Origin of the sequence: Streptomyces sp. NPDC051776, assembly GCF_040681345.1 — a bacterium.
In the GTDB taxonomy this organism is placed as follows: domain Bacteria; phylum Actinomycetota; class Actinomycetes; order Streptomycetales; family Streptomycetaceae; genus Streptomyces.
The window spans coordinates 80,028-104,482 of sequence record NZ_JBFAYQ010000012.1 but is presented as its reverse complement, the minus strand read 5'-3'; the positions used below and the strand labels follow the sequence as shown (position 1 = coordinate 104,482).

At 69.9% G+C, this 24,455-nt stretch carries 16 protein-coding genes and 2 pseudogenes; 9 read left to right on the top strand and 9 right to left on the bottom strand.

The window, feature by feature from the left end:
• Positions 1–94: 94 nt before the first annotated feature.
• Together AB0M26_RS12755 and ppgK are read left to right on the top strand one after the other, a co-directional pair.
• Entirely contained in the window at positions 95–1,180 is a 1,086-nt protein-coding gene (locus tag AB0M26_RS12755; RefSeq protein WP_365258886.1) for a 4-hydroxy-3-methylbut-2-enyl diphosphate reductase, read from the top strand.
• A 30-nt stretch (positions 1,181–1,210) separates the two neighbouring features.
• Positions 1,211–1,978: a polyphosphate--glucose phosphotransferase gene (gene ppgK, locus AB0M26_RS12750; protein WP_365258883.1), complete on the top strand. Its 768-nt coding sequence runs from the start codon at positions 1,211–1,213 to the stop codon at positions 1,976–1,978.
• Between the two features lie 190 nt (positions 1,979–2,168).
• Here ppgK and AB0M26_RS12745 read toward each other — a convergent pair whose 3' ends face one another.
• Complete coding sequence (locus AB0M26_RS12745; RefSeq protein WP_365258880.1) at positions 2,169–2,741, bottom strand: DUF6542 domain-containing protein; 573 nt, start codon at positions 2,739–2,741, stop codon at positions 2,169–2,171.
• 429 nt (positions 2,742–3,170) lie between these two features.
• Here AB0M26_RS12745 and ychF point away from each other — a divergent pair, with 429 nt between their 5' ends.
• The gene (ychF, locus tag AB0M26_RS12740) at positions 3,171–4,259 is read left to right on the top strand and encodes a redox-regulated ATPase YchF (RefSeq protein ID WP_365258877.1); all 1,089 of its coding nucleotides are present in this window, start codon (positions 3,171–3,173) and stop codon (positions 4,257–4,259) included.
• Between the two features lie 209 nt (positions 4,260–4,468).
• Here ychF and AB0M26_RS12735 read toward each other — a convergent pair whose 3' ends face one another.
• Complete coding sequence (locus tag AB0M26_RS12735) at positions 4,469–5,533, bottom strand: isoafricanol synthase (RefSeq protein ID WP_365259048.1); 1,065 nt, start codon at positions 5,531–5,533, stop codon at positions 4,469–4,471.
• Between the two features lie 358 nt (positions 5,534–5,891).
• Here AB0M26_RS12735 and AB0M26_RS12730 point away from each other — a divergent pair, with 358 nt between their 5' ends.
• Positions 5,892–8,840 carry an AAA family ATPase gene (locus AB0M26_RS12730; protein ID WP_365259045.1) on the top strand — a complete coding sequence of 983 codons (2,949 nt, stop codon included), beginning with the start codon at positions 5,892–5,894 and terminating at the stop codon, positions 8,838–8,840.
• 240 nt (positions 8,841–9,080) lie between these two features.
• On the opposite strand, the pseudogene AB0M26_RS12725 reads toward AB0M26_RS12730, so the two are convergent.
• The 5 genes and pseudogenes from AB0M26_RS12725 to AB0M26_RS12705 form a co-directional block, all read right to left on the bottom strand.
• A pseudogene (locus AB0M26_RS12725) lies at positions 9,081–9,641 on the bottom strand (ATP/GTP-binding protein); the annotation flags it as partial.
• Positions 9,622–9,984 (bottom strand): DUF742 domain-containing protein, encoded by a 363-nt coding sequence (locus AB0M26_RS12720; protein ID WP_365258875.1) that lies wholly within the window; start codon positions 9,982–9,984, stop codon positions 9,622–9,624. The pseudogene AB0M26_RS12725 and the gene AB0M26_RS12720, both read right to left, overlap by 20 nt.
• Positions 9,985–10,069: 85 nt before the next feature.
• Positions 10,070–10,516, bottom strand: a complete 447-nt coding sequence (locus tag AB0M26_RS12715; RefSeq protein ID WP_365258872.1) for a roadblock/LC7 domain-containing protein — start codon at positions 10,514–10,516, stop codon at positions 10,070–10,072.
• Positions 10,517–10,570: 54 nt separating this feature from the next.
• Positions 10,571–12,832 carry a nitrate- and nitrite sensing domain-containing protein gene (locus tag AB0M26_RS12710; protein WP_365258869.1) on the bottom strand — a complete coding sequence of 754 codons (2,262 nt, stop codon included), beginning with the start codon at positions 12,830–12,832 and terminating at the stop codon, positions 10,571–10,573.
• Positions 12,833–13,612: 780 nt separating this feature from the next.
• Positions 13,613–14,890, bottom strand: a complete 1,278-nt coding sequence (locus tag AB0M26_RS12705; RefSeq protein ID WP_365258866.1) for an ABC transporter substrate-binding protein — start codon at positions 14,888–14,890, stop codon at positions 13,613–13,615.
• Positions 14,891–15,054: 164 nt separating this feature from the next.
• Here AB0M26_RS12705 and AB0M26_RS12700 point away from each other — a divergent pair, with 164 nt between their 5' ends.
• Genes AB0M26_RS12700 through AB0M26_RS12690 form a run of 3 tightly spaced genes read left to right on the top strand, consistent with a single transcriptional unit; the run spans position 15,055 to position 18,652 of the window.
• Positions 15,055–15,555 carry a PadR family transcriptional regulator gene (locus tag AB0M26_RS12700; protein WP_365258863.1) on the top strand — a complete coding sequence of 167 codons (501 nt, stop codon included), beginning with the start codon at positions 15,055–15,057 and terminating at the stop codon, positions 15,553–15,555.
• Positions 15,552–16,340, top strand: a complete 789-nt coding sequence (locus AB0M26_RS12695) for an ABC transporter ATP-binding protein (RefSeq protein WP_365258860.1) — start codon at positions 15,552–15,554, stop codon at positions 16,338–16,340. Before AB0M26_RS12700 ends, AB0M26_RS12695 begins: the two co-directional genes overlap by 4 nt.
• 5 nt (positions 16,341–16,345) lie before the next feature.
• The gene (locus tag AB0M26_RS12690; protein ID WP_365258858.1) at positions 16,346–18,652 is read left to right on the top strand and encodes an FtsX-like permease family protein; all 2,307 of its coding nucleotides are present in this window, start codon (positions 16,346–16,348) and stop codon (positions 18,650–18,652) included.
• A gap of 28 nt (positions 18,653–18,680) precedes the next feature.
• On the opposite strand, the gene AB0M26_RS12685 is transcribed toward AB0M26_RS12690, so the two are convergent.
• Both AB0M26_RS12685 and AB0M26_RS12680 read right to left on the bottom strand, forming a co-directional pair.
• On the bottom strand, positions 18,681–19,085 hold the full coding sequence (locus tag AB0M26_RS12685; protein ID WP_365258855.1) for an ATP-binding protein: 405 nt from the start codon (positions 19,083–19,085) through the stop codon (positions 18,681–18,683).
• A 643-nt stretch (positions 19,086–19,728) separates the two neighbouring features.
• A complete protein-coding gene (locus tag AB0M26_RS12680) occupies positions 19,729–21,042 on the bottom strand; it encodes a phosphatase PAP2 family protein (protein WP_365258852.1) in 1,314 nt (437 codons plus the stop codon).
• Positions 21,043–21,462: 420 nt separating this feature from the next.
• Here AB0M26_RS12680 and AB0M26_RS12675 point away from each other — a divergent pair.
• Together AB0M26_RS12675 and AB0M26_RS12670 are read left to right on the top strand one after the other, a co-directional pair.
• Positions 21,463–21,879, top strand: a pseudogene (locus tag AB0M26_RS12675) (phosphatase); the annotation flags it as partial.
• 749 nt (positions 21,880–22,628) lie between these two features.
• The gene (locus AB0M26_RS12670; RefSeq protein ID WP_365258849.1) at positions 22,629–24,431 is read left to right on the top strand and encodes a SpoIIE family protein phosphatase; all 1,803 of its coding nucleotides are present in this window, start codon (positions 22,629–22,631) and stop codon (positions 24,429–24,431) included.
• Positions 24,432–24,455: the final 24 nt, after the last annotated feature.

Below are 24,455 nucleotides of genomic sequence, written 5' to 3'. Positions count from 1 at the left end.
CGTGGCAACTGCCTGCGCCACCCGTGGCGACCCGGTCCCGGTCCGCATACGAGCCGGTCCGGCTCCTCGGCGGAGCGGCCTTACGATGGTGCGCATGACTGCTACGCCCAGCCCATCGCCCGCCAGCGCCCCCAGCGGAGACGTCTCGCACCGCGATGAGCGGCGCCGTGTCCTGCTCGCCGCCCCGCGGGGGTATTGCGCGGGCGTGGACCGTGCCGTGGTCGCCGTCGAGAAGGCCTTGGAGCAGTACGGCGCACCGGTCTATGTGCGCCACGAGATCGTTCACAACAAGTACGTCGTCAAGACCCTCGAGAAGAAGGGCGCCGTCTTCGTCGACGAGACGGAGGAGGTCCCCGAGGGCAACATCGTGATCTTCTCGGCCCACGGAGTTGCGCCGGTGGTCCACGAGGAGGCCGAGCGCGGCAGGCTCGCCAGCATCGACGCCACCTGCCCCCTCGTCACCAAGGTCCACAAGGAAGCCGTCCGCTTCGCGAACGAGGACTACGACATCCTCCTCATCGGCCACGAAGGCCACGAGGAGGTCATCGGCACCAGCGGCGAGGCCCCCGACCACATCCAGCTCGTCGACGGCCCGGACGACGTGAAGAACGTCGAGGTCCGAGACCCGGACAAGGTCGTCTGGCTCTCCCAGACCACGCTGTCGGTCGACGAGACCATGGAAACGGTCGACGCTCTCAAGGGCCGCTTCCCCAACCTCCTCTCCCCGCCCAGCGACGACATCTGCTACGCCACCCAGAACCGCCAGACCGCGGTCAAGCAGATGGGCGCCGAGGCCGACCTCGTCATCGTCGTCGGCTCCAGGAACTCCTCGAACTCCGTCCGCCTGGTCGAGGTCGCGCTCGGCGCGGGCGCCAATGACGCGCACCTGGTCGACTTCGCCGACGAGATCGACGAGAGCTGGCTGGAGGGCGTGCGGACCGTGGGCGTCACCTCGGGTGCCTCCGTCCCCGAGATCCTGGTCGAGGGCGTGCTGGAGTGGCTCGCCCAGCGGGGCTACGAGGACGTGGAGACGGTGACGGCCGCGGAGGAGTCCATCGCGTTCTCGCTCCCGAAGGAGTTGCGCCGGGACCTGCGGGCCGAGGCGGCGGGGCTGGTGGCTTCGCCGGGCTCCTCGGACTCGCCGTCCGCTTCCGGGGGTTCCGCCGCTTCCGGCGCGTGAGCTTCTGCTCCTCGCCGTAGCGTTGTGCACATGAATGTTTTCGGCGTGGACATCGGCGGGACGGGCATCAAGGGCGCCCCGGTAGACCTGGACCGGGGCAGACTCGGCGCGGAGCGGCACAAGGTGCTCACCCCGCACCCGGCCACTCCGGACGCCGTGGCCGGACGCGTCAAGGAGGTCGTGGAGCACTTCGGTTGGTCAGGACCGGTCGGCGTGACCTTCCCCGGCGTGGTGACCGACGGCACGACCCGTACGGCCGCCAACGTGGACGAGAGCTGGGTCGACCGGGACGCGGAGGGCATGCTCGCCGATCTGCTCGGGCTGTCGGTGACCGTACTGAACGACGCGGACGCCGCCGGGACGGCCGAGATGTCCTTCGGGGCCGGGCGCGGCCGCACCGGAACGGTGATCCTGCTGACCCTCGGCACGGGCATCGGCAGCGCGGTCTTCACGGGCGGCCGGCTGGTGCCGAACACCGAACTCGGCCATCTCGAACTGGACGGGCACGAGGCGGAGCAGCGCGCCTCCACCAAGGCCAAGGAGGACGAGGACCTCGGCTGGCACCACTGGGCACGGAGAGTCGAGAAGTACCTCGCTCACGTGGAGATGCTCTTGTCGCCGGAGCTGTTCATCATCGGCGGCGGGGTGAGCCGCAAGGCGGACAAGTTCCTGCCGCACATCAAGGGCATCAGGGCCGCGATCGAGCCGGCGCAGCTCCAGAACAACGCGGGGATCGTCGGCGCGGCCATGGCGGCGGCCGACCGGGGCATGCACGCGCGGACGGCGTACGTGGCGTAGCGGGCGGCGACGCGCGTGCGGAGGTTCGGCCGGGCCTCGGCCTCTGCCGCGTCCGGCCGGCCGCGCCGGTGAACGGACCGGCGCGGCGGCTCGGTCGGGCGCGTGCTCGGTCGGGTCCGTGCTGGGTAGGGCCTGCGTCAGGTCGGGTCCGTGCTCGGTAGGGCCTGCGCTCGGTCGGGCCCGCGCTCGGTCAGGCGCGCTGGGCGCGTTCGGCGGACTGCGGGCCGGCGGGCGTGTTCTGCGCCCGGCGGGCCGCCCTGTCCCCCAGGCGCAGCACCTTGCGTGCGGCGACGGTCAGACAGGCCGCCAGCGTTCCGCCGTACAGCCACCCGGCCTGCAACGCGAGCTGCGTGAACATCGCCACCACATGGCCGCCGAAGCCGCCCTCGCCCCCGCTGATGGGCGGCAGCCCGGCGGTGAAGGCGATGGGCGCGCTGACCGGAGCTCCGACGAGGTCGGCGGGGCGCACCCAGAGACCGGCGGCCACGCAGAGGAGAACGAAGACCAGGCCGTAGACGAAGGGCGATCCGTCGAGCAGCCACTCGTCCAGGGCTCCCGCGGTGATCATGACGAACATCGACAGCAGGCCGCAGCCCAGCCCGGTGAAGCGGGGACCGGGCACGCGCTCGAGCCGGCGCAGCCGCCGCAGCGCGGCCAGTACGGGAGGCGCGGACCGCGGGGGCGCTGCGCGGTAGACGGTGGCCGACTCCTGCTCGGGCAGGCGGGGTTCGCCCTGGGGCTTACGGGTCCTGGGTTGATCCACGGGACCAACGTAGGTCGCGGCCCAGGTGGAAACCGCCGTTGGACACGCCGTTGGCCGGGCCTTGATCCTTCGTTCGACCGTGGCCCGGACCGCCCGGGCCACGGCGCGGCTCCGCGCCGCGGGGAGGCCGAACTTCCACCCGGGCCCCACGCCCGGCTCGAGCCCCGGGCCGGCGGCCTTCCAGCCGGGCCCAAGCGCGGCTCCGCGACCCCGGGAGGGGGACACTCCCCCGGGCCCACGCACGGCTCCGCGCCCCTGGGCGGGCAGACCCCCACCCGGTCACGGCACGGCTCGCGCCCCCGGGCCGGCCCTGTCCCCACTGCGTACGAGACGCCGTACGAAGCGCCCTCCCCACGCCCGTAGACTGGATGACCGGCCCGCACGCCGGGCCGGGTCCCTTCACACATTCTCGCTACGGGAAGTCGCCACGTGTCGCTCACGATCGGAATCGTCGGTCTGCCGAATGTCGGCAAGTCGACGCTGTTCAACGCCCTGACCAAGAACGACGTGCTGGCGGCCAATTACCCGTTTGCCACCATCGAGCCCCACGTCGGCGTCGTCGGCCTTCCCGACCCGCGTCTCGACAAGCTGGCCGAGATCTTCTCTTCCGAGCGCAAGCTTCCGGCCACCGTCGACTTCGTCGACATCGCGGGCATCGTGCGCGGCGCCTCGGAGGGCGAGGGCCTGGGCAACAAGTTCCTGGCGAACATCCGTGAGTCCGATGCGATCTGCCAGGTCATCCGGGCCTTTCAGGACGAGAACGTCGTCCACGTCGACGGCAAAGTCTCGCCCAAGAGCGACATCGAGACGATCAACACCGAGCTGATCCTCGCCGACCTCCAGACCATCGAGAAGGTCCTGCCGCGGCTGACGAAGGACGCCCGGCTGCAGAAGGACAAGGCCGCGGTCCTCGGCGCCGTCGAGTCTGCGAAGGCGATCCTCGAGGAGGGCCGCACGCTCTTCTCCGCGGGCATCACCAAGGAGTCCGAGCAGGGCCGGCTGCTGCACGATCTCTTCCTGCTCACCACCAAGCCGTTCCTCTACGTCTTCAACGTCGACGAGGACGAGCTCACCGACGAGGCCTTCAAGGAGGAGCAGCGCGCGCTCGTCGCCCCCGCCGAGGCGATCTTCCTCAACGCCAAGATCGAGTCCGAGCTGATCGAGCTGGACGACGAGGAGGCGCTGGAACTCCTGCAGGCCATGGGACAGGAGGAACCGGGCCTCGCCACGCTGGCCCGTGTCGGCTTCGAGACGCTGGGCCTGCAGACGTACCTCACGGCGGGCCCGAAGGAGGCCCGTGCCTGGACGATCAAGAAGGGCGCCACCGCCCCGGAGGCGGCCGGTGTGATCCACACCGACTTCCAGAAGGGCTTCATCAAGGCCGAGATCGTCTCGTACGAGGATCTGGTGGAAACCGGCTCCGTCCCCGAGGCCCGCGCCAAGGGCAAGGCCCGCATGGAGGGCAAGGAGTACGTGATGCAGGACGGGGACGTCGTGGAGTTCCGCTTCAACGTGTAGCGGCTGACATGTCACCACGTTGCTGATCTGGCAAAGGTGCAGGTCACAAAGGACCCGGCTCTTCGGAGTCGGGCCCTTTGTTTTTCCCGTGCTGGGATGGCTGACCCCTCGTCACCTGTGACCACCCCTGCTCATCCCTACCGTGCTGGGATCGTGCTGGGATGGGATGAGGCGCCCGTGCCGGGACGTGTACTGCTCGGCGCTTGCGTTCAGGAACGCAACACGTCCCTGCACGTCGCTTCGGCGAGATGCGCCCACGGGCGCTGCCGTCCGCGGCTCACGGCGGCGACTCCCGTCTCGTCGTAGCGGGCGGTCGCGAGGGACCAGGCGAGATTCCCTGCCATGAGGTTCCCCATGCCTTCCACGTAATGGTCGACGTGCCCGCGGATCTCAGGAAGAACGCCCAGTTCGCCAAGGGTCTTGGAGAGCGTCGAGGTGAGTCGGACGAAGCGGGTGACCTCCGCGTTGGCGAGGGCGGCGATGTGCTCGACCGCCTGGTCCATGGTGCAGCCCGTCCGCTCCCGGTGAATGATGACGCTGTTGTTCACATCTCCGGCGGCCAGCTCCTTGACGAGCGAGACGATGTCGTTGACGAAGATCACCACATCGGCGGTGATCTCCCGCATCTCGGCCAGCGGTGAGGCCCCGTGCAGTTCTTCCGGCAAGGTGTAACCACCGCACCGCTCGGTGAAGTCGAGGCACGGCTGGACGCCTATGGACGCCCGTCTGACACTCAGAAACTCGGGCAGAGACGGAAGGTGCTCGGCGGTCCGGTTGAGTGCCTCTCCCCGGTGGGCGGCCAAGTAGGCCTGCCAGTTGCTGCGGAAGCGGCGTTGCCAGACCGTGGTCGTGCCGGCCGTGGCGCGGCGCCAGATGTTGTGGAAACCCTGGACCAGAGGGGGTGCCGACGAGCCGGGTATCCGGAAGGACGAGTCGTCCGCCGCCATGGTTCGGTCGATGGAGACCACCACCTGCTCGATGTCCTCCGGCCGCATCCCGAGCCTGCCGTCGAACTGGTCGTCGAAGATGAAGAACCATGCATTGAAATCAGTAGCGAGTTCGAGGTCGGTGCCCGTGGCGTCCGGATAGAAGTACGCCATCAGCCGCTCGAGTCGCAGAGCGTCGTACTCCACTGTCGCGGCTGCCCCGGTCAGCATGCCCATCTCCGGCAACCACTGGAGCGTATGCCGCCGTGCGCGTTCAGCGTGCGGACTGAGGCGAGCGGGAAAGGGAATCCTGATGGTGGCGGTGCGCCGGGTGGGGTCCGGCAGCATCGGACGCGGGCCAGAATCCATAGCATTGGCCATGAGTCCCCCTGGGTTTCGCAACGTCCCCACAGGGGCGCGGGGTTCGCAGCTCCGAGGCGTTCTCGGCGCCCCAGAGGCTAAAACGATTCGTAACCCGTACAGCCCAGTGCTGCGGGTGCGCTGTTGTGCGACCCCGGCGTACGGGCTTGCGCGTGCGCCGCCCGTAGGCGAGTTGGAACCGCACGCCGGCTGCCGGCATTACCAGATCCCTGCGTCTCCTTGCGGAAAACCTGCCCACGGGATTACAGGGAGTCTCTACGGGCGTACGCTCTGCGGTACTTGCGAAGGGTGCGGTCACACCAGCGAAGGAACGGACGTGGGAGACATGGGAGACCGGCAGGGCCGGCCGCGCCGGCTGCTGCTCGAGCGGGAGCGGGAACTCGACGCCCTGGACGCTGTGTTGACGGACCTCTGCGCGGCCCCGACCGGGGCCGGCACATCCCGGTCCGGCGGATTCCTGGCACTCGTGGGCCCCGCCGGGCTGGGCAAGACCACGCTCCTCGCCGAATTGCGCAGAAGGTCCGCCGACCGCGGCTGCGCCGTGCTCTTCGCGCGCGGAGGCGAGCAGGAGCAGGAAGTGGCCTTCCACGTCGTGCGCCAGCTCGTCCAGCCCTTGCTCGCCTCCGGCACCGAACAGGAACACCGCCGGATCATGGGCAGTTGGTACGACATCGTGGCGCCCGCCGTCGGCCTGGTGGCCGGGGACGGCGTGGGCTCGCCCGATCCGCAGGGTGTGCGGGACGGCCTGGACTGGATCGCCACCCGCTTCGCCGTGCAGCACGCGCCCCTGGTCGTGATCCTCGACGATGCCCACTGGGCCGACGCGGAGTCACTTACCTGGCTCACCGGCTTCGCGCCGCGGACCACTGAACTCCCCATGCTGCTCGTCGTGGCCTACCGTCCGGACGAACTCCCCGCCGGCGCCGCGGCGTTCGGGAAGCTCGCCGACCGCCAGGGATCGCGGCCGTTCGACCTCGCACCGCTGACCCCCGGCGCGGTGAGCCGGATCGTCCGGGACGCACTGGGGGAGGAAGCCGACGAGGCGTTCTGCCGCGAGGCCTGGGCCGTCACCGGCGGCAACCCCTTCGAGACCGTCGAACTGACCGCCAAGATCGCCGATCAAGGGCTGAAGCCGCAGGACGCCCACGTTCCCGAACTGCGCGAACTGGCCTCCGCGGTGAAGGGCAGCGATGTCGTCGAGCGCCTGGAGCAGCTCGGCCCCTCCGCGGTCCGGTTCGCGTGGAGTGCCGCCGTGCTGGGCGCCGAGGCATCCCGGACCCTGGCGGCGAACATCGGCGGACTGGGCGACGCCGAGTCCGCCGATGCCGTTGCCCGGCTGCGCGACGCACGCATTCTCGCCGAGCCCACCGACCCCGCGGACGACGGTCGCCTGGAGTTCTTCCACCCGCTTGTCGCCACCGCCGTCTACCGGGCGATCCCCGCGGCATTCCGCGTGGCCATGCACGGCCAGGCCGCGGCGACCGTCTCGAGCGCCGGCCTGGGCGCCACGTCGGTCGCCCGGCACCTGCTGGAGATGCATCCCGAGAGCGACCCATGGGTCGTACGGCAGTTACGGGAAGCAGCCGGTGAGTACCTCCGGGCCGGCGCACCCGAGGCCGCCCGGCGTTGTCTCGCCCGCGCGCTGCGGGAGCCACCCGCGCTGGAGGACCGGGCCGTCGTTCTCTTCGAGCTCGGATGTTCCGCGCTGCTCACCGAACCCGCCACCACGGTCAACCATCTGAGGGCCGCGCTGGACGAGCCCGTGCTCGACTCGTCCCTGCGCGAGGCGATCACGTACCGGCTGGCCCAGGCCCTGGGCCACTCGGGCCGGATGGCGGAAGCCGCCGAGACCGTGACCGAAGCTGCGCAGCAGGCGACGAACGCCCGCACCCGGCTGCGCATGCAGGCGGAGCAGTTCATGTGGAATGCCTTCCGGGCCGATGAACAGGACTCTCCCGCGCGCTCGCGCAAGCTGGCCAGGCTCGCCGAGCATCTCACCGGCCGCGGGATCGCCGAGCGGTACATTCTGGGTCTGCGGGCCTGGGACGCGATGGTGCGCGGTGAGCCCGCGAGCACCGCGCTCCACTACGCCGAGGAGGCGCTCGGCGAGGGGCTGAGCTGGACCGGTGAGGAGTGGGGCTTCGAGGTCCCGGTCCTGGTCGCCCTCACCTATATGTACTGTGACCAGCCGGGACGAGCGGAGGAGCTCTTCAACGAGGGCATCGCCGAATGCGAGAGCAAGGGCTGGCGCGGCGCCCATCTGTCGTTCGGATTCACTCTTCTGGGGTATATCCGCTATCGCCGCGGACGCCTCGACGATGCCGAGATGCTCGTACGCGGTGGACTTCGGATCGCCGATCGTGTGGGGCACCAGGTGCCCGCGCAGTGGTTCGCCATCGGCATCCTGATCGAGATTCTGCTCGCACGCGGCCGGCCCGGGGAGGCCCAGGAGCTCGCCTCCACGTACAGCTACGGCGATGTGGTGCCCGGGGCCGTCGTCTACCCCGACTCCCAGACGGTGTACAGCGAGTTGCTCCTCGCTCTCGGCATGCGGCGGGAGGCCGAGGAGCAGCTCACGCAGGTCGGCAACCGGCTGGAGCCCCGTGGGATGCGCAACCCCGCGTGGTGCCCCTGGCAGCTTCATCTGGCCCAGGCCCTGGAACAGTCGGACCCGGCGCGGGCCTTCGAGTACGCCTCCGAGAGTGTGCGGAGAGCCCGCCGGTTCGGTACGCCGTCGGCGATCGGACAGTCCTTGCGCGCGGCGGCGGCGTTGGTGCGCGGTGAGGAGCGGATCAGGTTGCTCGCGGAGGCCACCCAGCACTTGGAGCGCTCCCCGTCCGGGTACGACCTGGCCTGCGCCCTGGTCGACCACGGCGCTGCCCTGCGCCGTGCCGGACTGCTGCAGGAAGCCGCCGAACAGCTCCACCGTGGTCTGGAGGGTGCCGTGCACTGCGGGGCCGACGGCCTTGCGACGCGAGCCCGCGACGAACTCGACGTCGCCGGGCTGCCGTTGCTCAAGCCGCGCACAGGCGATACGGAGTCACTCACCGAACAGGAGCGGACCGTGGCCGAGTGGGCGGCCCGCGGCTGGCCGAACACACGCATCGCCGATGCGCTGGGCACGCATGACAGGGCCGTGGCCCGCTTGCTGTCGGGTGTCTACCGCAAGGTCGGCTCGGACCCGGCAGGTCTGCCGGGGGTGATTGCGCGGCAGTCGGGTACGCCGCTGACGCCGCCCGGTCATGGAGGACTCCAGGGGCTGACCGGAGGCTGACGGCCGTCCGGGCAATCTCGCAGGTCACCCCGTCCTGGGTGAGGTCTTCCCCTGCTCACAGGTCGCGGCGGATGCGTTGGTCCCGGTGGATGGGTTGGCTCCGGTGGATGGGTTGGCTCCGGTGGATGGGTTGGTCCCGGTGGATGGGTTGGTCCCGGTGGATGGGTTGGCTCCGGTGGATGGGTTGGTCCCGGTGGATGGGTTGGCTCCGGTGGATGCGTTGGCCCCGGTGGATGCGTTCGCCGCGTTGATCGCGTGATCCACGAGGTCTATCAGGACGTCTCGGCAGGAAGTGCGGTCACGTGCGTCGAACAAGCAGAGGTGGGTTGTGGGCCGGAGGGAAAGGGCGGCGCGGATCTGCTCGGAAGCGTAGGGCTGGACACCGTCGAAGCAGTTGACAGCCACCACGAAGGGAATCCCGCGGTTCTCGAAGAAGTCGATCGCCGCGAAACTGGTCTCCAGCCGTCGGGTGTCGACCAGGACGACACCGCCCAGGGCCCCGTGGGCGAGGTCGTTCCACATGAACCAGAAGCGTTGCTGGCCCGGTGTCCCGAAGAGGTAGAGAACCAGGTCCGTGGTGAGGGTGATCCGCCCGAAGTCCAGCGCGACGGTGGTGGTGGTCTTCCGCTCGACACCGGTGAGGTCGTCCACGCCCGAACGCAGCGAGGAGAGCACTTCCTCGGTGCGGAGCGGCACGATCTCGCTGATGGAGGCCACCATGGTGGTCTTGCCGACGCCGAAGCCGCCGGCAATGAGGATCTTCACGAGGTCGGGGGCAGTGTCAGAGACTGGCAAGGCCATCCCTCACTCTCTGCAGAAGTGCGACGTCCGGGCTGACGGTCGGAGCAGGGGTCGCTTGGACAGGCGGTCGGGCGGTGATCCTCCCCGCTTCCAGCAGGTCGGAGAGCATGATCGTGACCACCGATACGGGTAGATCCATGCGGCCGGCGATCTCGACGACGGCCGTGGGGCGCTCGCAAAGACGCAGGACGCGCCGGTGTTCGGGCTGCAGGTGGGCGGGTGCCGCGGCCGCCGGCTGTTCCACCGCCGTTACCAAGGTGATCAGGGTGAAGACATCGCGGCTGGGCTGGGTCCGGCCCCCCGTGAGTGCGAAGAGCCGTACGAAGCGGCCGTACTCGCTCACGGGGCCGGCCCCCTTCTCCCACGGGGGCTCCTCGCAGGGCATCCCCCGCCCGCGCGGTCGCGGGCGGGTGAGCCGGGTGCGCAGCTCATGCTGTGGCTGCACCGTTGGGCGGATCGGCGGAGGTCGCATGGTTGCGCGGTCGGACGCTGAGATGCTCCCCGATCCTCTTGACGAGGAGATTCATCTCGAATGCGACGACCCCGACGTCCGCTTCGGCCGTGCACAGGACGGCCAGATAGGCGCCGAGGCCGGCCGAGCTGAGAATGAGGTATCCCTTCTGCATCTCGATCAGTGCCTGGACGACCGCTCCTCCCTCGAAGTCGGCGCAGACGCCGCGTCCCAGGCTCATCAAGCCCGATGCCGTGGCCGCGAGGCGCTCCGCATTGGGCCTGGTGATGGAAGTGGACTTGCTGACGACCAGACCGTCCTTCGAGACGACGACGGCCTGGCGCACGTTGGCGACCTTGTCGACCAGGCCCGTCAGGAGCAGGTCGAGCGGGGTGTGAGTGTCGGTTGTGCGGGGCGTGTCCATGAGGGTGCTGGTCTCCGGAGCGTCGGTTGTGCCGGGGTGCGGACGGGACGGGGCTCAGCGACCGGGGCCGTGGTCTCCTGCCGGGCCGGATTTCCTGGCCTGCGTGGAACCGCGCTGAAATGCCGACAGGGAATGCGCGGCCCGTTGGGCCGTGGCCGGCGGCTGCTGCGCCGGGCCCTCGCGCGTCTCGGTCTCCGGGGTCTGGCGCAGCTCCTGTGCCAGGCTGGCCTGGGGAACGCGTTCCGGGAGCGGGGGCGGCGGTCCGCCCGACGCGTCCGGGTTCTTGGACGCGGCCCGTACTGCAGTGGCGGCCGAGGCGAGGGCTACCGGCGCGGTTGGGACGGACGCCGGGGTCTGCTTGCCTGACGAGCCGCCCCGCGGGGAGGGCGACAGGCCGGTGCCCCGTGCTTCGCCGTTCGCCGGTGCCTCGCTCCGGTCGTCCTTCTGCTCCGGTTGACGGACGAGCAGAGCCTCGGGAATGAGCACCACCGCGGATGTCCCGCCGAAGACCGACGGCCGCAGGGTGACGGTGATTCCCAGACGGTTGGCGAGCCGCGCGATGACGAACAGGCCGAGCCGGGCGTCGTCTCCCAACGACAGCACGTCCAGTGGCGGAGGGTCGGCAAGCCGGAGGTTGGCCGACGCGTATTCCGCCTCGCTCATCCCGACGCCGCGGTCCTCGATCTCGACAGCCACCCCCTTGCCCACGGTGTCGCCCCTGACGAGGACCGGGCAGACTGGCGGCGAGAACCTGGTGGCGTTCTCCGTCAGCTCGGCCAGCAGGTGAACGACGTCGCCGACGGCACGGCCGACCAGGCTGACCTGGTCCTCGGCGCTCACGGTGATCCGCTGGTACTCGGCGACCTCGCCAACGGCACTGCGCAGCACATCCGCGAGGGGGACGGGCTCATTCCAGTGGCGTGCAGGCCGGCTGTCGCTGATGATCAGCAGGTTGTCCTCGTACCGGCGCAGCTGCGTGGCCTGGGAGTCCAGCTGGTACAGATCCTTGAGGACGCCCGGATTCTCGTACTTGCGCTCGAGGTCGTCCAGGAACGCGAGCTGGCCGTTGACCAGGTTCTGGCTGCGGCGAGCGCTGATCAGGATCGCCTTCTGGAAACCGCGGCGGGCGTCGGCGAGTGCCACGGCGCTGTGGATCCCGGTGCGTTGTACCGCGTTGAACGCCTGGGCGACCTGGCCGACCTGGTCGCTGCCGTAATCAAGATCGAGGGCCTCGGATTCGACCTCGACCTTCTCGCCGCGGTTCAGCCGTTCGACGATGGCCGGCAGTCGCTTCTGCGCGAGCTCCAGCGTGGCCGCTCGGAGTCCGGCCATGCGGCGCAGCAACGAGCGGGCCACGCGCCAGGAGAGAGTGGCGGAGACGATGACGGCAGCCAGCCCGGCAAGGGTCACCACGCCTTCGTGACGCAACGTGTCGTGTGCTGTGTCGGTCTGCGACGCCAGCAACCTGTCGGTTCTCTCCCGGATCAGGTCTTCCAGCCCCCGTTCCAATGTGTCGAGGTCGGAACGCCATTGGGCAGCCGTGGGGGGCAGCTTCATACGCCCGCGTTCATCCGTGCGAGCAGCCAGGACGGCATCTTCCGTGGCCGCCATCCTCTTCCAGGCGGCGCTCTTGGTCAGCCGGTCCAGCGCGGCCTGTTCCGAGGGCGACTGGATGCCTTCCAAGTCGGCCAGCATGGACCTCTGCAGTCCCAGCGGTGTCATGAATGCCACCCGCTCCGCCGGTCGCATGGTCCCGGAGACCAGCGCCTGGGCCATCACGGTGTCCTCCAGGTGGATTGCCTGCGAGGTGATGGTGAGCATCGAGAGCGGCTGTGCCTTGGACACCAGCGACCCCTGCGGCACCTGGCGGGCCTCGAACAGGGCGGTTATCTCGGCGCCGATCAGACTGTTGAAACTCTGCATGACTTCGAGGGGCTCGACCGCCCGTCGATCGATCTGCGTGCGAAGCTGCGACAGCGGAAACTTCCGCAGCACGTCCGCGAATGGAATTTGTGCGGCGCGGACGTTTTCCGGGGCATCCTCGAGTTTCTGCCGCAGGTCGCCGAGCGCCTCGATGGAGCTGTCGGTCCTGTTCCGCTGAGATTTCAGGGACCCATGCGACGCTTCGGAATCGGCCAGCCAGGCCGAGCTCACCCGCATCTCTTTTTCGACATTCCAGCGGACGGCGTCGAGCTTCGGGTCGAGGGAACGCCCCAGCTCCGCCTGACGGTTCAGTTCCATACCGTCGGCAAGCAGGCTGTACGCATTCGAGGCCCAGACGAGAACCAGCGCCAGGCTGGGGATCAGGCCGAGCATGAGTAGTGAGGTCAGCAGGGATCTGCGCCGGTGCGACCGATGTTTCCGTGGTGCCATCGCATGTCCTCGGGTACGGGAGACCTGGCGACCGCCGAAGCGGCAACGTTGCCGCATAGCTCGCTCAATGTCGCGGGTGGGGCCGCATGCCGCGGGTGGGGGCCGCCTGCGCGGGTACCGTAGCAGCGTGGGTTGCCAATTCACAGAGTCGAGACGAAGAACCTGAATTTCCGCCAATTCTCTGTGAGTTGACCCGGTCGGTACGCTGTGCACACTCGCGAATTCATAGGGTAAGTCGCCTCTCCTTCATTGCCTGCAACCCTGTAACGCACATCACTTACGACTCGTCCTAGTGGGTTTGAAGTCGCTGTTCGGGCGCTCGGCAAAGCTTTTCAACGTGGCCCCGATCCGACTGCACCCACGAGGCGTCGTAGTACATCGCCCCTTTGCAAGGGCCTTTTGCCGCCGCCAAGATTCCTCACGCGGCACGGCGCCGCAGGCTCTTTCGCATGATCAACGCGTGATCGGGCGGGGAGCGAACCGGGCCGGTGACGCCCGTACGCTCGGGCGTCAGCAGCCCGGTCGGCATGGGCGTTCGTGCATCGAGAGAGGTGGCGTGCGTCATCGCCGACCGCAATGGTCAGTGACGGAAAGAGTCATCCACCGCTGTCCGGGGCTCAGTTGGCCCATCGCATAAGGACAGCGGGCAATGATTCACGCTTCCGCCGAGGGCTCAATTCGTGCGAGTGCCGCGCAGTTGCCGGTTGCTCGTATTGCGGCACATCAGTTCTGGCGGACGATGGCCTCCAGCTCACGCGCCAGACGCGCGACGGCCTGTTCCGGTGTCTCCCGCTGTGCCATGGCGTCGTGCACGACGGCTTGGATGGCCAGGTTCACCTGCTCGTATCGCGGGCTCTTGGGCCGCGGCTTGGCGGCGAGCACGCTCTCCCGCAGTGTCGGCAGATACGGGAGGCGACGCACCAGTGCGGGATCGCCGTACAGATCGGCCCGCACGGGAGGCAGCGCGCCCTCGGTGAGCACCCGCCGCTGGACCTTCTCGCTCGTCAGGAAGGTGAGGAGGTCGGACGCCGACTGCTTGTGCCGGGAGTGCGCATTGATCGCGAGGTTGGAGCCGCCGAGGATGCCCGCGGCGGGCCCGTCCGGCCCGGGCAGCGGAACGATCCCGAACTTCCCCGCGACCTTCGAGTCCTTCCCGCTCGCCAGCGTGTGCACGTAAGGCCAGTTGCGGAGGAAGAGCAGCCGCCCGTCCTGGAAGGACTTCCGGGACTCCTCCTCCTTGTATGCGAGGGCTTTCTCGGGGATCCACCCGTCCCGCACGCCGTTCGCCAGGAAGGCCACCCCCTTCCTGGCCTCGGGTGAGTCGATGGTGACCCGGGACCCCTCGCCGGCGAGGATCGAGCCGCCGGCCGACTGCACGGCCTCGGCGGCGTTCACCGTCAGCCCCTCGTAGGGAAGGAACTGCCCGGCGTATCCGTCCAGGCCGTACTTCGGTGCGACCGTTTTCGCCAACCGCTCGAGGTCCGCCCAGGTGCGCGGAGGCTTCTCGCCCTCCCGGTCCAGGATGTCCTTGCGGTAGTACAGCAGGCCCGCGTTCGTCACGTAGGGCAGGGCGTACAGCCGACCGCCGAAGGTAGCGGTGTTCACCACCGGCGGCAGGAACCGCTTGGTCGGGAAGCGGTCGGCGTTCAGCGGGGCGAGCCAGCCCGCTGCTGCGAACTCGGACGTCCAGGCCACATCGAGGTTGAGGACGTCGTAGCGGTCGCTGCCCGACCGCAGGCTCGTGGACATCTGCGCGCGGACCTCGTCCGCTGCCTCGGGCAGCTCGACCAGCGTCACCTTCTCGGCGGGCCGCGCACGGTTCCAGTCCTCGAGGATGTTGCGCAGATAGCCGGTGATGTCCCCGCCCGTCACCAGAGTGAGCTGACCGCGGCCGTCGGAGTCGTCCGAGCCCCCATCGGTCGAGGAACACGCGCCTGCGACGCCCGTGAAGATCAGCGCGGCTGCCAGGAGCCCTCTGCTCGCGGCGAGTCTCCACCGCATACGTTCCTCCTGGCACCTCGGCGCCGACGACTGCCCGGTGTGAGCCCCTGGCTACGCGTTAGGCATGCGGGATACTTGATGTCGCGGTATGCCCCATATGACGTCCGGGCCGCTGCCCGTAGCGTTCACCTAACGAGAAGGCATGTCGGGAAGGAGGCGGCACCGTGCGTCTGCCCCTCCTGGCGCTGCTCGCGAAGGAACCCGCTCACGGGTACGAACTCAAGCAGACCCTGGAAAACCTCCTGGGTGCAGCGTACCCCCAGCCGAACATCGGACAGATCTACGTCACCCTCGGTAGGCTGGAGAAAGCCGGGCTGATCGAGGGCCAGGACATCAGCCAGTCGGCCCGGCCGAACAAACGCATCTACCAGCTGACCCCCGCGGGCCGCGAAACGGTGGCCGCGTGGTTCGAGGAGCCCACGGACGAGCCGCGGGTACGGGACGAGTTCTTCATGAAGCTCGCCCTCGCACCCACCCCTGGGGATCAGATCGCTCTGATCAACAACCAGCGGCGGCACTATCTCAACACCATGCGTGACCTGTCGAAGCTGGCTGCGACCGAGGACCGGGACAACCACGTCGCGCAGCTGCTGATCGAGGGCGCGATGCTCCATCTCCAGGCGGACCTCGACTGGTTGGAGCGTTGCCAGGAGGAGCTGGAATGAGCCGTGAGGCCCCTTCCGCCGCGGCCGGCGGTACCACTGCCGCCGACGCCGAACCCATCGTGCGGGCCGAGGGCCTGGTCAAGACCCACCAGGCCGACGGCAGCCCCGTCAAGGCCGTACGCGGCGTCGACCTGAGCGTCGCACGCGGCGAGTTTCTCGCCGTCACCGGACCCTCGGGCGCCGGCAAGTCCACGCTGCTCCACCTGCTCGGGGGCCTCGACCGGCCGGACAGCGGCCGGATCTGGCTCGGGGGCCGTGAGGTCGACTCCTACAGCGAGGCCCGCTGGGCCGTGTTGCGCCGGCGCAGCATCGGCATCGTCTTCCAGTTCTTCAACCTCGTCTCCACCCTGACCGTGGCCGATAATGTCGAGCTGCCCGCGCTGCTCGCCGGGGCCACGCCCAAGGGGGCGCGGGAGAGCCGTACCGAGCTCCTTGCCGACCTCGGGCTGGAGGGCAAGGAGCGCAGCATGCCGGGCGAGCTGTCCGGTGGTGAGCAGCAGCGGGTGGCGCTGGCCCGGGCACTGGTCAACCATCCCGCGCTGCTGCTCGCGGACGAACCCGCCGGGAGCCTCGACAGCAAGGGCACGCGGGAAGTGCTGCGTCTGCTCGGCCGCTTCCACCAGCGCGGCCAGACCATCGTGCTGGTGACCCACGACGCCCGGATGGCCAGTGCCGCGGACCGGGTGATTCACCTCTTCGACGGCCGGATCGTCGACGATGCCGCGCTCGGCGAGGGTGCCCGGCGTGCGGACGGCGTGTCCGGCACCATCGAGTTGAAGGGCTGAGAAGGATGCGGGCCACGGTGCGCTGGGTGCGCGCCGATCTCAAAGTGCAGCGGGGCGAAGCGCTGTTCATGGTCCTCGCCACGGCCGGGATCATCATCTCGCTGCTGCTCGCCGGAGCCTTCCTCACCTATGCGGCGAACCCCTGGCAGCGGGTCTTCACCCAGTCCTCCGGCGCCCATGTGTGGATTCACACCAAGGCGAACGCGGACGCCGGGGCGCTGGCCGATCTCGACGGGGTCGACGCATCCTCCGGGCCGTTCCGCACAGCCGTGGCCGGCGCCGAGCACGGGGGCAGTGACGCGACGCTGGAGCTGCGCGCCACCGGGCCGCGGCCGCCCGACGTCGCTCGCCCGCTCATCGCCTCCGGTCACTGGCTGACCCGTGACGCCCGCGACTCCGTGGTTCTGGAGAGCTCGGTCGCCCGCGCACTGTGGGCCGAGCCCGGCGACACCCTGCGCACCAGAGTCGACGGGACGGTACGCACGCTGCGCGTCGCGGGCATCGCCGACACCGCGGAGCCGCGCTACCGGGCAGGGGAGAATCCGGGCGTCGCATGGGTGCTGCCGGGGACCCTCCGGCACGTCGCGCCCGACCCCGCGCGCCAGGGACAGGCCATCGGCCTGCAGCTGAACAACCCCGAGGACACCGACTTCGCCGTACAGCGGGCGGTGACCGAACTCGGCGCCGACCAGGTCACCGAGGTCTCCACCTGGCAGCAGGCCCGGGCCGACGCGGAGGGCGGTGACCGGCTCCTCGGACTCCTCCTCGCAGTGTTCGGACTCGGGGCGTTGCTGGCCGCGGCCCTTGCCGTGGCGGGCGCCATCAGCACCAGGATCCGAGGTCATCTGCGGGACATCTCCGTACTGAAGGCCATCGGCTTCACCCCGGCTCACCTCGTCCGGATGTATCTGTTGGAGCACCTCGCCCTGGCGATCGTCGGCGTGGCCTGCGGGGCCGTCCTCACCGAGCTGCTGGCTCCGCGTCTGCCCGGCCGGGTCGGCGAGGCGATGGAGTTGTGGCAGGCCCTCCCCGAGCACGCCTGGGTGCCTGCGGCGATCTCGGCCGCCGCGCTGCTGCTGATCGCCGTCACGACCGGGTCGGCGGCCTGGCGGGCCGGGCGTGTGCCATCGGTCCCCGCCGCCCGGGCCGTGGCACCGGTGGGCCGCAGGATCTCCGGAACCGTACGGCGAGCCCTCGGACTGCGGCTGCCGCCCGCTCTCGTGCTCGGCTGGCGCGGTGCGTTCAGCCGCCCGGTGCGGTCCCTTGCCGCCGTCGGCCGACTGGCCGTGCCGCTGCTGCTGATCACGGTGGCGATGGGCGCCTGGACCACCCTCGACGGTTTCGAGCACCGGCCGCAGAAGGTGGGGCTCGCCGCCGCGCTCACGGTGCGGGGCGACGCCGTCGGCGAGGCGTCCGCGCGACGCCAGCTGACCGATCACCCCGACGTGGAGGCCGCCTATCCGGGCGCCGAGGTGGCGGCCCTGGTCCCGGGCCAGACCGGCACGATCAGGCTCCGTGGCCTGGGCACGGAGAGCGACCCGTACCCGTTCGCCGTCGCGGAGGGACAGGAGCCGCGCGGCCCGGACGAGGCGGTGGCGGGCCAGGGCATGCTGGATCTGCTCGATGTCGGGGTCGGCGACTGGGTGCGCATGACGGTCCAGGGAAACCCGCAGGTCCTGCACATCGTCGGGCGCAGCATCGAGACGGACGACGGCGGACGGGTCATCTCCACGTCCCTCGAGACGCTGCGCGAGGACGACCCCTCCCTGCGGCCCGACTTCTACCAGCTGAGGCTCGATGAGGGTGCCGATCCCGGCGCGGTGAGAAGCGATCTGGCCGGAATCGGGGACGGCCGGCTCGACATCCGGGAGATCGGGGATCCGGCCGACGCGCTCTCGTCGGTGCGCAGCGTGATCGTCGGTCTGATCTTCGTGCTCGCGCTGATCGGTCTCGCGGAGCTGTCCACGACCATCGCCTCGGGTGTACGGGAGGGGCGCCGCGACCTGCTCGCCCTGAAGGCGATCGGGCTCACTCCACGCCAGATCATGGCCGTGATCGTGGCCGGCACCGGCTTCATCGCGCTGGCGGCCGGTGTGGTGGGAACCGTCCTCGGCGTGCTGGCGGCGGACTGGCTGATCGATCTCCAGGGCCGTACCAGCGGAATCGGCGCGGGGATCGCCCAGAACCCCCCACCGGCCGTTCTGCTCGGGATCGGTGCGGCCGCGGTGGCGGGCGCGGTCGCCGTTTCCGTACTGCCGGCAGCTCGTGCCGTACGGCAGCGCCTCGCGGACACCTTGAGCGACTCGCTGTGATCGTCGGGGGACTGAGGGGCCGGAACGCCTACGCCGTGGCGGGGACGGGCGGGGCCACGCGCAGACCGGCGCGGCTCCTCCAACCGCCCCGTTCGGCGCGGAAGTCGGTCCAGCTGGCCAGATGGTCGACGATGCCCAGGCCGCGGCCGCATTCGTCCTCGGTGTCGGTGAGGCGGGGGAGGGGAGTCCGGTCGGCATGGCCGGTGTCGACGACGTCGATGCAGATCTCCCGGCCGTTGAGGGAGAGGCTCAAGGCCATGTCCGCACCACCGTGGCGCGCTGCGTTGCCGGCCAGTTCACCGATGATGAGGACGATGCAGTCCTGGTCCTGCTGGGACAGCCCCCAGCGGGACATGTGGGCCGAGGCGAATCGGCGGACCGTACGGACCTGGCATTCCTCGGCCCGGACGGCAATCACGACGTGACGTGACACCGCTTCACCGGGCGCGCACCGGGCCAGGGGCAGAGCGGTGGCGCGCTGGGGGACGGGGCGGTGGTGCGCACGTGATGCGATCGGGGAGCTGGTAGGTGCCGGAGCCATGGAAAGCCTCGCTGGTCTTGTCAGCGGCCCGGGCGAAGTCCGACTCAGCAGATGCTGCAATCCGCGCGCCCGGCGGTACGCGTCACGGGCGCCGCTGACGGCCTCTCGTGACCTTGTCCGACGCGATGCAGTCGCTGAGGGGGAGCCGCTGGATCCCGTCGGGCCACTGTTGTGCATACATGTTATGTAGCCCGGAGAAGTCGAGTCAATGGCCGACGAGGAAAAAACCGTACCTCAATGTGGCATATAGAGGGTCTTCCCGAGCCCGTCCCCGACCAGCGATTACCGCACAAATAGGTAGGCCGTGGAATGGGGCGCCCGGCACGGCGGGCCACGCCCGCGGCAGAGCGCACGCCCGCCGAACCGCCACGACGTAGGTGATAAATGCGGCGCGCCACACCCTTCGGCGGTGATCAGGGCGAAGGACGCCGTAAAGCCGCCCGTCGGTGCAGGGGGTGATGGTGGGGCAGACGGGAGCCCTGGGCCGGCGACATCCTCGCGCAGCAGTGAGTGGGAAGCCTGCAGGCAGCGCGATTCAGGCCGGTTGAGGTTGTGGTTCGGGTTGCGGCGCCGGCGCGGGCTTCGGTTCCCACAGTTTGGTGGTCCGTACATAGCCATGCACCACCGATGTCATGGCCAGAAGGAGAACTGGTCCGGACACCCACGGATGTCCGCCCATCTCAACCGACAGAAAGCGATACGACACCAGAAGCGCCACGAAGACCGTTGCGCCGTGGATGACCAGCTGGATTCCCGCCCGGTCCCAGCCGCGATCGAGGCAGCGCAATGCCGCCTCGATCGTGAGGGCGAACACCACGCCGGCAAGGAGATCCACGCCATAGTGGTAGCCGAATCCCAGCGTTGCGCCGAGCGTGGCGATGAGCCAGAACGAGCCTGCGAAGCGCAGAATCCGTGGGGCTTTGCGGGAATGGATGAAGATCGCGGTGGCCCACGCCGTGTGCAGGCTGGGCATGCAGTTGCGTGGGGTGATCCCGTCGAATGGCATCTCGTGCGGGGTACTGATCGGTGGCGCCGTGTCCGGCCACACGTCGGCCACCGCCCAGTGCCCGCCGTCGGCGCCGTAGGCGAAGATCGGTCCGACCACCGGAAAGATCATGTAGATGCCCGGCCCGAGGAGGCCGATGACCAGGAAAGTGCGCACCAGGTGATGGCCCGGGAAACGGTGCTCGGCCGCCACGTTGCGCAGTTGGTACAGCGTGACCACGACCGCGGCCACCGCAAGCTGAATGTAGACGTAGTCGAGAACGTGGGCGCCGATCGGGCCGGTGGCCATGACAATCCGGCCTGCCAGCCACGACGGGTTGCCCAGCGCCTGATCGGCGGTCGCCAGGTACTGGTCGAGCACCGCCGGGCGGGTCTTCGACGTGATGAGCAGCCAGGTGTCGCCCGTCTTGCGGCCGGCCACCAGCAGCAGGCCCAGCCCGACCCCCTTCAGCAGCAGGACCCGTTCCTGCCCTGTGCGGCGCGTGACGGCGATGACCGCACAGCCCAGGATCACCCACAACGCGCCGTTGCCGAAGGGGTGGCCGGCGGTCAGCCTTGCGTCGACCGCCCACCGAACCAGCAAGAAGACGGCATCAATGCCGATCGCGGCACCAGCCGCGATGAACCGCTGCCGCCAGGTGAGCACCACCATCATCAACGCCATACCGGCGTACAAAAGGGGCCCCGATTTCGGGGCGAACAGCACCTCTTGCGCCTGGTTGGTGATCGGCCCCGGTTGGCCGTAGTGACGCGCGGCGATCTCCAGCGTGATGAGGAATCCGAGGGTCGCCACGGCCGCCGCGGCCCACAGCGTCGCCCGTGGTCGAGGCCATGCGGAGGACATAATTCTGCTGTTTATTCGCGAAAATATTCGTGATGAGATAGGTATCAATTGTTTGGTCGATTTGTTAGATGTTGGCCGGATAGGTCACTTTTGGTCACTCTTCGTGCTGAATGGCATGGTTTTGCGGTGAACGACGGACGATGAGGGCGCTCATCGTGAGTTCGATCAGGTTATCGAAGCGGTGTGGGAGTCGAGTGAGACAGATGGGGCGGAAGCTTCACAGGTCCGATGGATCGCGGCGTCGTGAGCGAGACCGCTCGCGGCGCGACGAGGTGACGTCGGCGGCCGCGCCAGTCCCAGGCCGTACGTCATCGCCGGGACGGCCGGCGAATTGGGCACTCCGTCCGGCGCGCCGTCGGGCCCGGGTTGGCACATCCTGGTGATACGACGTGGAGGGCGTCCGTAGCGGGAGGACGCGACATGGTGGGCGAGGAAGCCCCGACGGGGGCCGGGGTGAGGGCGACGAGGCTCGACACCGGGACCCCTGATCGCGGGGCCGGCAGCGAGAGCGCCCTTGCCGCCCCCCTGGCACCCGTCCTGACCGAGGCCATCCGGGCCGGTGGCGGCTACGGGGGCGGGATCTACCTGCGCTCGCGGGACCGTCGTTCCCTTGTGCTCGCCCTGGTCGCCGGGGTGCCGCGCTCGCTGATCAAATCGTGGTGGCGGATGCCGGTCAGCGGTGCCCTCCCGACCTCCGAGGCGTACCGCACCGAGAAGCCCGTCCACCTGTCGGACGAGGGCGAGACCATGCGCCGGTTTCCGCAGATGGCGGCCGGACTGCCGTACGCCTTCGCCTCCGCCTACCTTCCCGTGCGCGCCCAGGGCGAGGTCGTCGGCGTGCTGGTCGTCCTGAAGCCCCTGGGGGACCGCGAGGCGGCGGGCGCGGGAACGGCCGACGCGGCGGACGCGGGAACGGCCGGCACGAGCGGCGCGGTCGCCCCGGATACGAGCGATCAGGTCACCGGCGCCTTCGCCGAGTGCCGCGAGCAACTCCTCGCGGCCGTCGAGTCGATCAGCGCCGCCCTGGGAGAGCTGGACGTCCACGACCGCCGGGTGGAGTACGACGACGAGCCGGTGAGCGTACGGCCCCCGGCGGCCATCACCACCGGCATACGCGTCGGGCTCGTCGACTGGGATCTCGGCACCGGCGCCTTCTCCGCGGACGACGACGCCTGCGCCGTGCTCGGCACCACCCCGGAGACCTTCGGCGGCACGATCGCCGACGTCGAGGACCTGATCATTCCCGATGATCTGCACGAGCTGCGTTCCAGCGCCGTGGAGGCCGACGAGAAAGGCTGGGTCCGGGCGCGGAGGTTCCGGGTCCGCGATGTGCGCGATGTGCAGGACGTCACGGAGAACGAGGTCCGCTACCGGCCCGTCGAGCTGTGGGGCCGCATCGTGGAAGGACCCGCACCCGGTACGGCCGCCCCTGTCCGGCCCCCTGACACGCAACCGGGCGCACCCCGCCCCGGCACCCCCGGGCCGTCCTCCCCCGGCGCCCCCCCGCGGTCGCCCAGCCCCCCGGTGCCACGCCCCGGCCGCCCGCTGTCCTCGGTGTGCCCCACCCCGCCGCCGGACCGGGCACCGTGCCCCCGCGCCCGGCCGCGCCGGCCACCCCGTCAGAGCCCGGCGGCCTGCCCGCTCCCACCATCCGCCTCGTCGGCGTCGTCTTCGACGCCGCGTCCGGCAGCACCGCCGCCGAGGCCGCCGAGCGCCTGCCCGACGGGGTCTTCTCGCTCGACCAGGACGGCCGCGTCACCTATGTCAATCACCACTGCGAGGAGTTGCTGCGCTGCGACCGTGAGGATCTGCTCGGCCGCCACCCCTGGCACGTCCTGACCTGGCTGTCGGACCCCGCGTACGAGGACCGCTACCGCGCCGCCATGCTGTCGCAGGAGCCCACGTCGTTCCTCGTGCACCACCCCGCGGGCGAATGGCTGGGGTTCGTCCTCTATCCCGATGTGCACGGCCTGACCGGCCGGATCTTCCCCAGCGACCCGCCGCCCCGCGCCGCCGAGGGGGTGGAGGAGGCCACCCCGGAACCCCGGATCCGCATCCCGCCCGAGACGCCCGTCGCCATCACCCGCCCCGGCGTCCTCTACCACGTCGTCCAGATGGCCAGCGTTCTCACCGAGGCCGTGACCGTACGCGAGGTGTGCGTCGCGGTCGCCGAGCAGCTGCTGCCCGCGTTCGGCGGTCAGGAACTCGCGCTCTACGTCGTACGCGACCGGCGTCTGTATCTCGCCTGGGAGTCCGGCTACCCCGAGGGTTTCCTCGACCGGTTCGAGGGCGTGTCCCTCGACGCCCACCTCCCCGGCGTCGAAGCGCTCACCACCGGGGTCCCCATCTTCTTCGAGTCCCCCGGCCACCTGTCCGCCGCGTACCCCGGCATAGCCCTGGACCGGATGCACGCCTGGGCGTTCCTCCCGCTGATCGCCTCCAGCCACGCCGTCGGCTCGCTCATCCTCGGCTACGACGCCCCGCACGGCTTCACCGCGGACGAGCGCGCCGCGCTGACCGCCCTCGGCGGCCTGGCAGCGCAGGCGCTGGAGCGGGCCCGGCTCTACGACGTCGAGTTCACCCTCGCCCGCGGTCTGCAGGACGCGCTCCTGCCGCACCGTCTCCCTCCGGTCGACGGGCTGCGCACGGCCGGCCGCTACCTCCCAGGCACCCAGGGCATGGAGATCGGCGGCGACTGGTACGACGTGATCGAGACGAGCCGGGGCGTCGCGCTCGTCATCGGCGACGTGGAAGGCCACAGCGTGGCGGCGGCCGCGGTCATGGGACAGCTCCGCAGCGCGGTGAACGCGTTCGCCTCCAGCGACAGCTCCCCCCAGGAGGTCGTCAGCCGCACGAACCGGATGCTCGCCCAACTCGAAGCCGGCGTCTTCGCGACCTGCTGCTACATCGAACTGGACCCCCGTACGGGCGTGGCCAGTGCCGTACGCGCCGGCCACCCGCCGCCCGTGCTGCGCCACCCCGACGGCTCGACCGAGGTGCTGGACCTGCCGGGCGGAACGATGCTCGGCGTCGATCCGGGCGCCGCGTATCCGGTGACACGGTTCCGGCTGCCGGCCGGGGGCGTCCTCGCCCTCTACACCGACGGCCTCGTCGAACAGCCGGGCCACGACATCGACGCGGGTGTGGACCGGATACGGACCGTCCTCTCCGGTACCGGGGCCGACGCCCTGGAGGACATGGCGGAGCGCGTCGTCCAGCAGGCCCGCGGTGCCGCGGAGCGGCCCGACGACGTGGCGCTGCTGCTCACCGCGTACGTCGGCGGGACCCCGCCGGCCGATCATGCATCACGGGCCGAGGAAACGTCCGTGAGCCCCGACGCCGCCGGTGGCGCAGCCCTGGGCGACGGCACCGGAGGCACCGGTGGTTGACCACGCCGGACGGCGGGCGGCCGA

Bases quoted from the DNA above. Each gene is read 5' to 3' on its own strand.
- AB0M26_RS12755 (WP_365258886.1), top strand. From the start codon at position 95: ATGACTGCTACGCCCAGCCCATCGCCCGCCAGCGCCCCCAGCGGAGAC.
- ppgK (WP_365258883.1), top strand. From the start codon at position 1,211: ATGAATGTTTTCGGCGTGGACATCGGCGGGACGGGCATCAAGGGCGCC.
- AB0M26_RS12735 (WP_365259048.1), bottom strand. From the start codon at position 5,533: ATGCTGCCGGACCCCACCCGGCGCACCGCCACCATCAGGATTCCCTTT.
- AB0M26_RS12730 (WP_365259045.1), top strand. From the start codon at position 5,892: ATGGGAGACCGGCAGGGCCGGCCGCGCCGGCTGCTGCTCGAGCGGGAG.
- AB0M26_RS12715 (WP_365258872.1), bottom strand. From the start codon at position 10,516: ATGGACACGCCCCGCACAACCGACACTCACACCCCGCTCGACCTGCTC.
- AB0M26_RS12710 (WP_365258869.1), bottom strand. From the start codon at position 12,832: ATGCTCGGCCTGATCCCCAGCCTGGCGCTGGTTCTCGTCTGGGCCTCG.
- AB0M26_RS12705 (WP_365258866.1), bottom strand. From the start codon at position 14,890: ATGCGGTGGAGACTCGCCGCGAGCAGAGGGCTCCTGGCAGCCGCGCTG.
- AB0M26_RS12695 (WP_365258860.1), top strand. From the start codon at position 15,552: ATGAGCCGTGAGGCCCCTTCCGCCGCGGCCGGCGGTACCACTGCCGCC.
- AB0M26_RS12690 (WP_365258858.1), top strand. From the start codon at position 16,346: ATGCGGGCCACGGTGCGCTGGGTGCGCGCCGATCTCAAAGTGCAGCGG.
- AB0M26_RS12680 (WP_365258852.1), bottom strand. From the start codon at position 21,042: ATGTCCTCCGCATGGCCTCGACCACGGGCGACGCTGTGGGCCGCGGCG.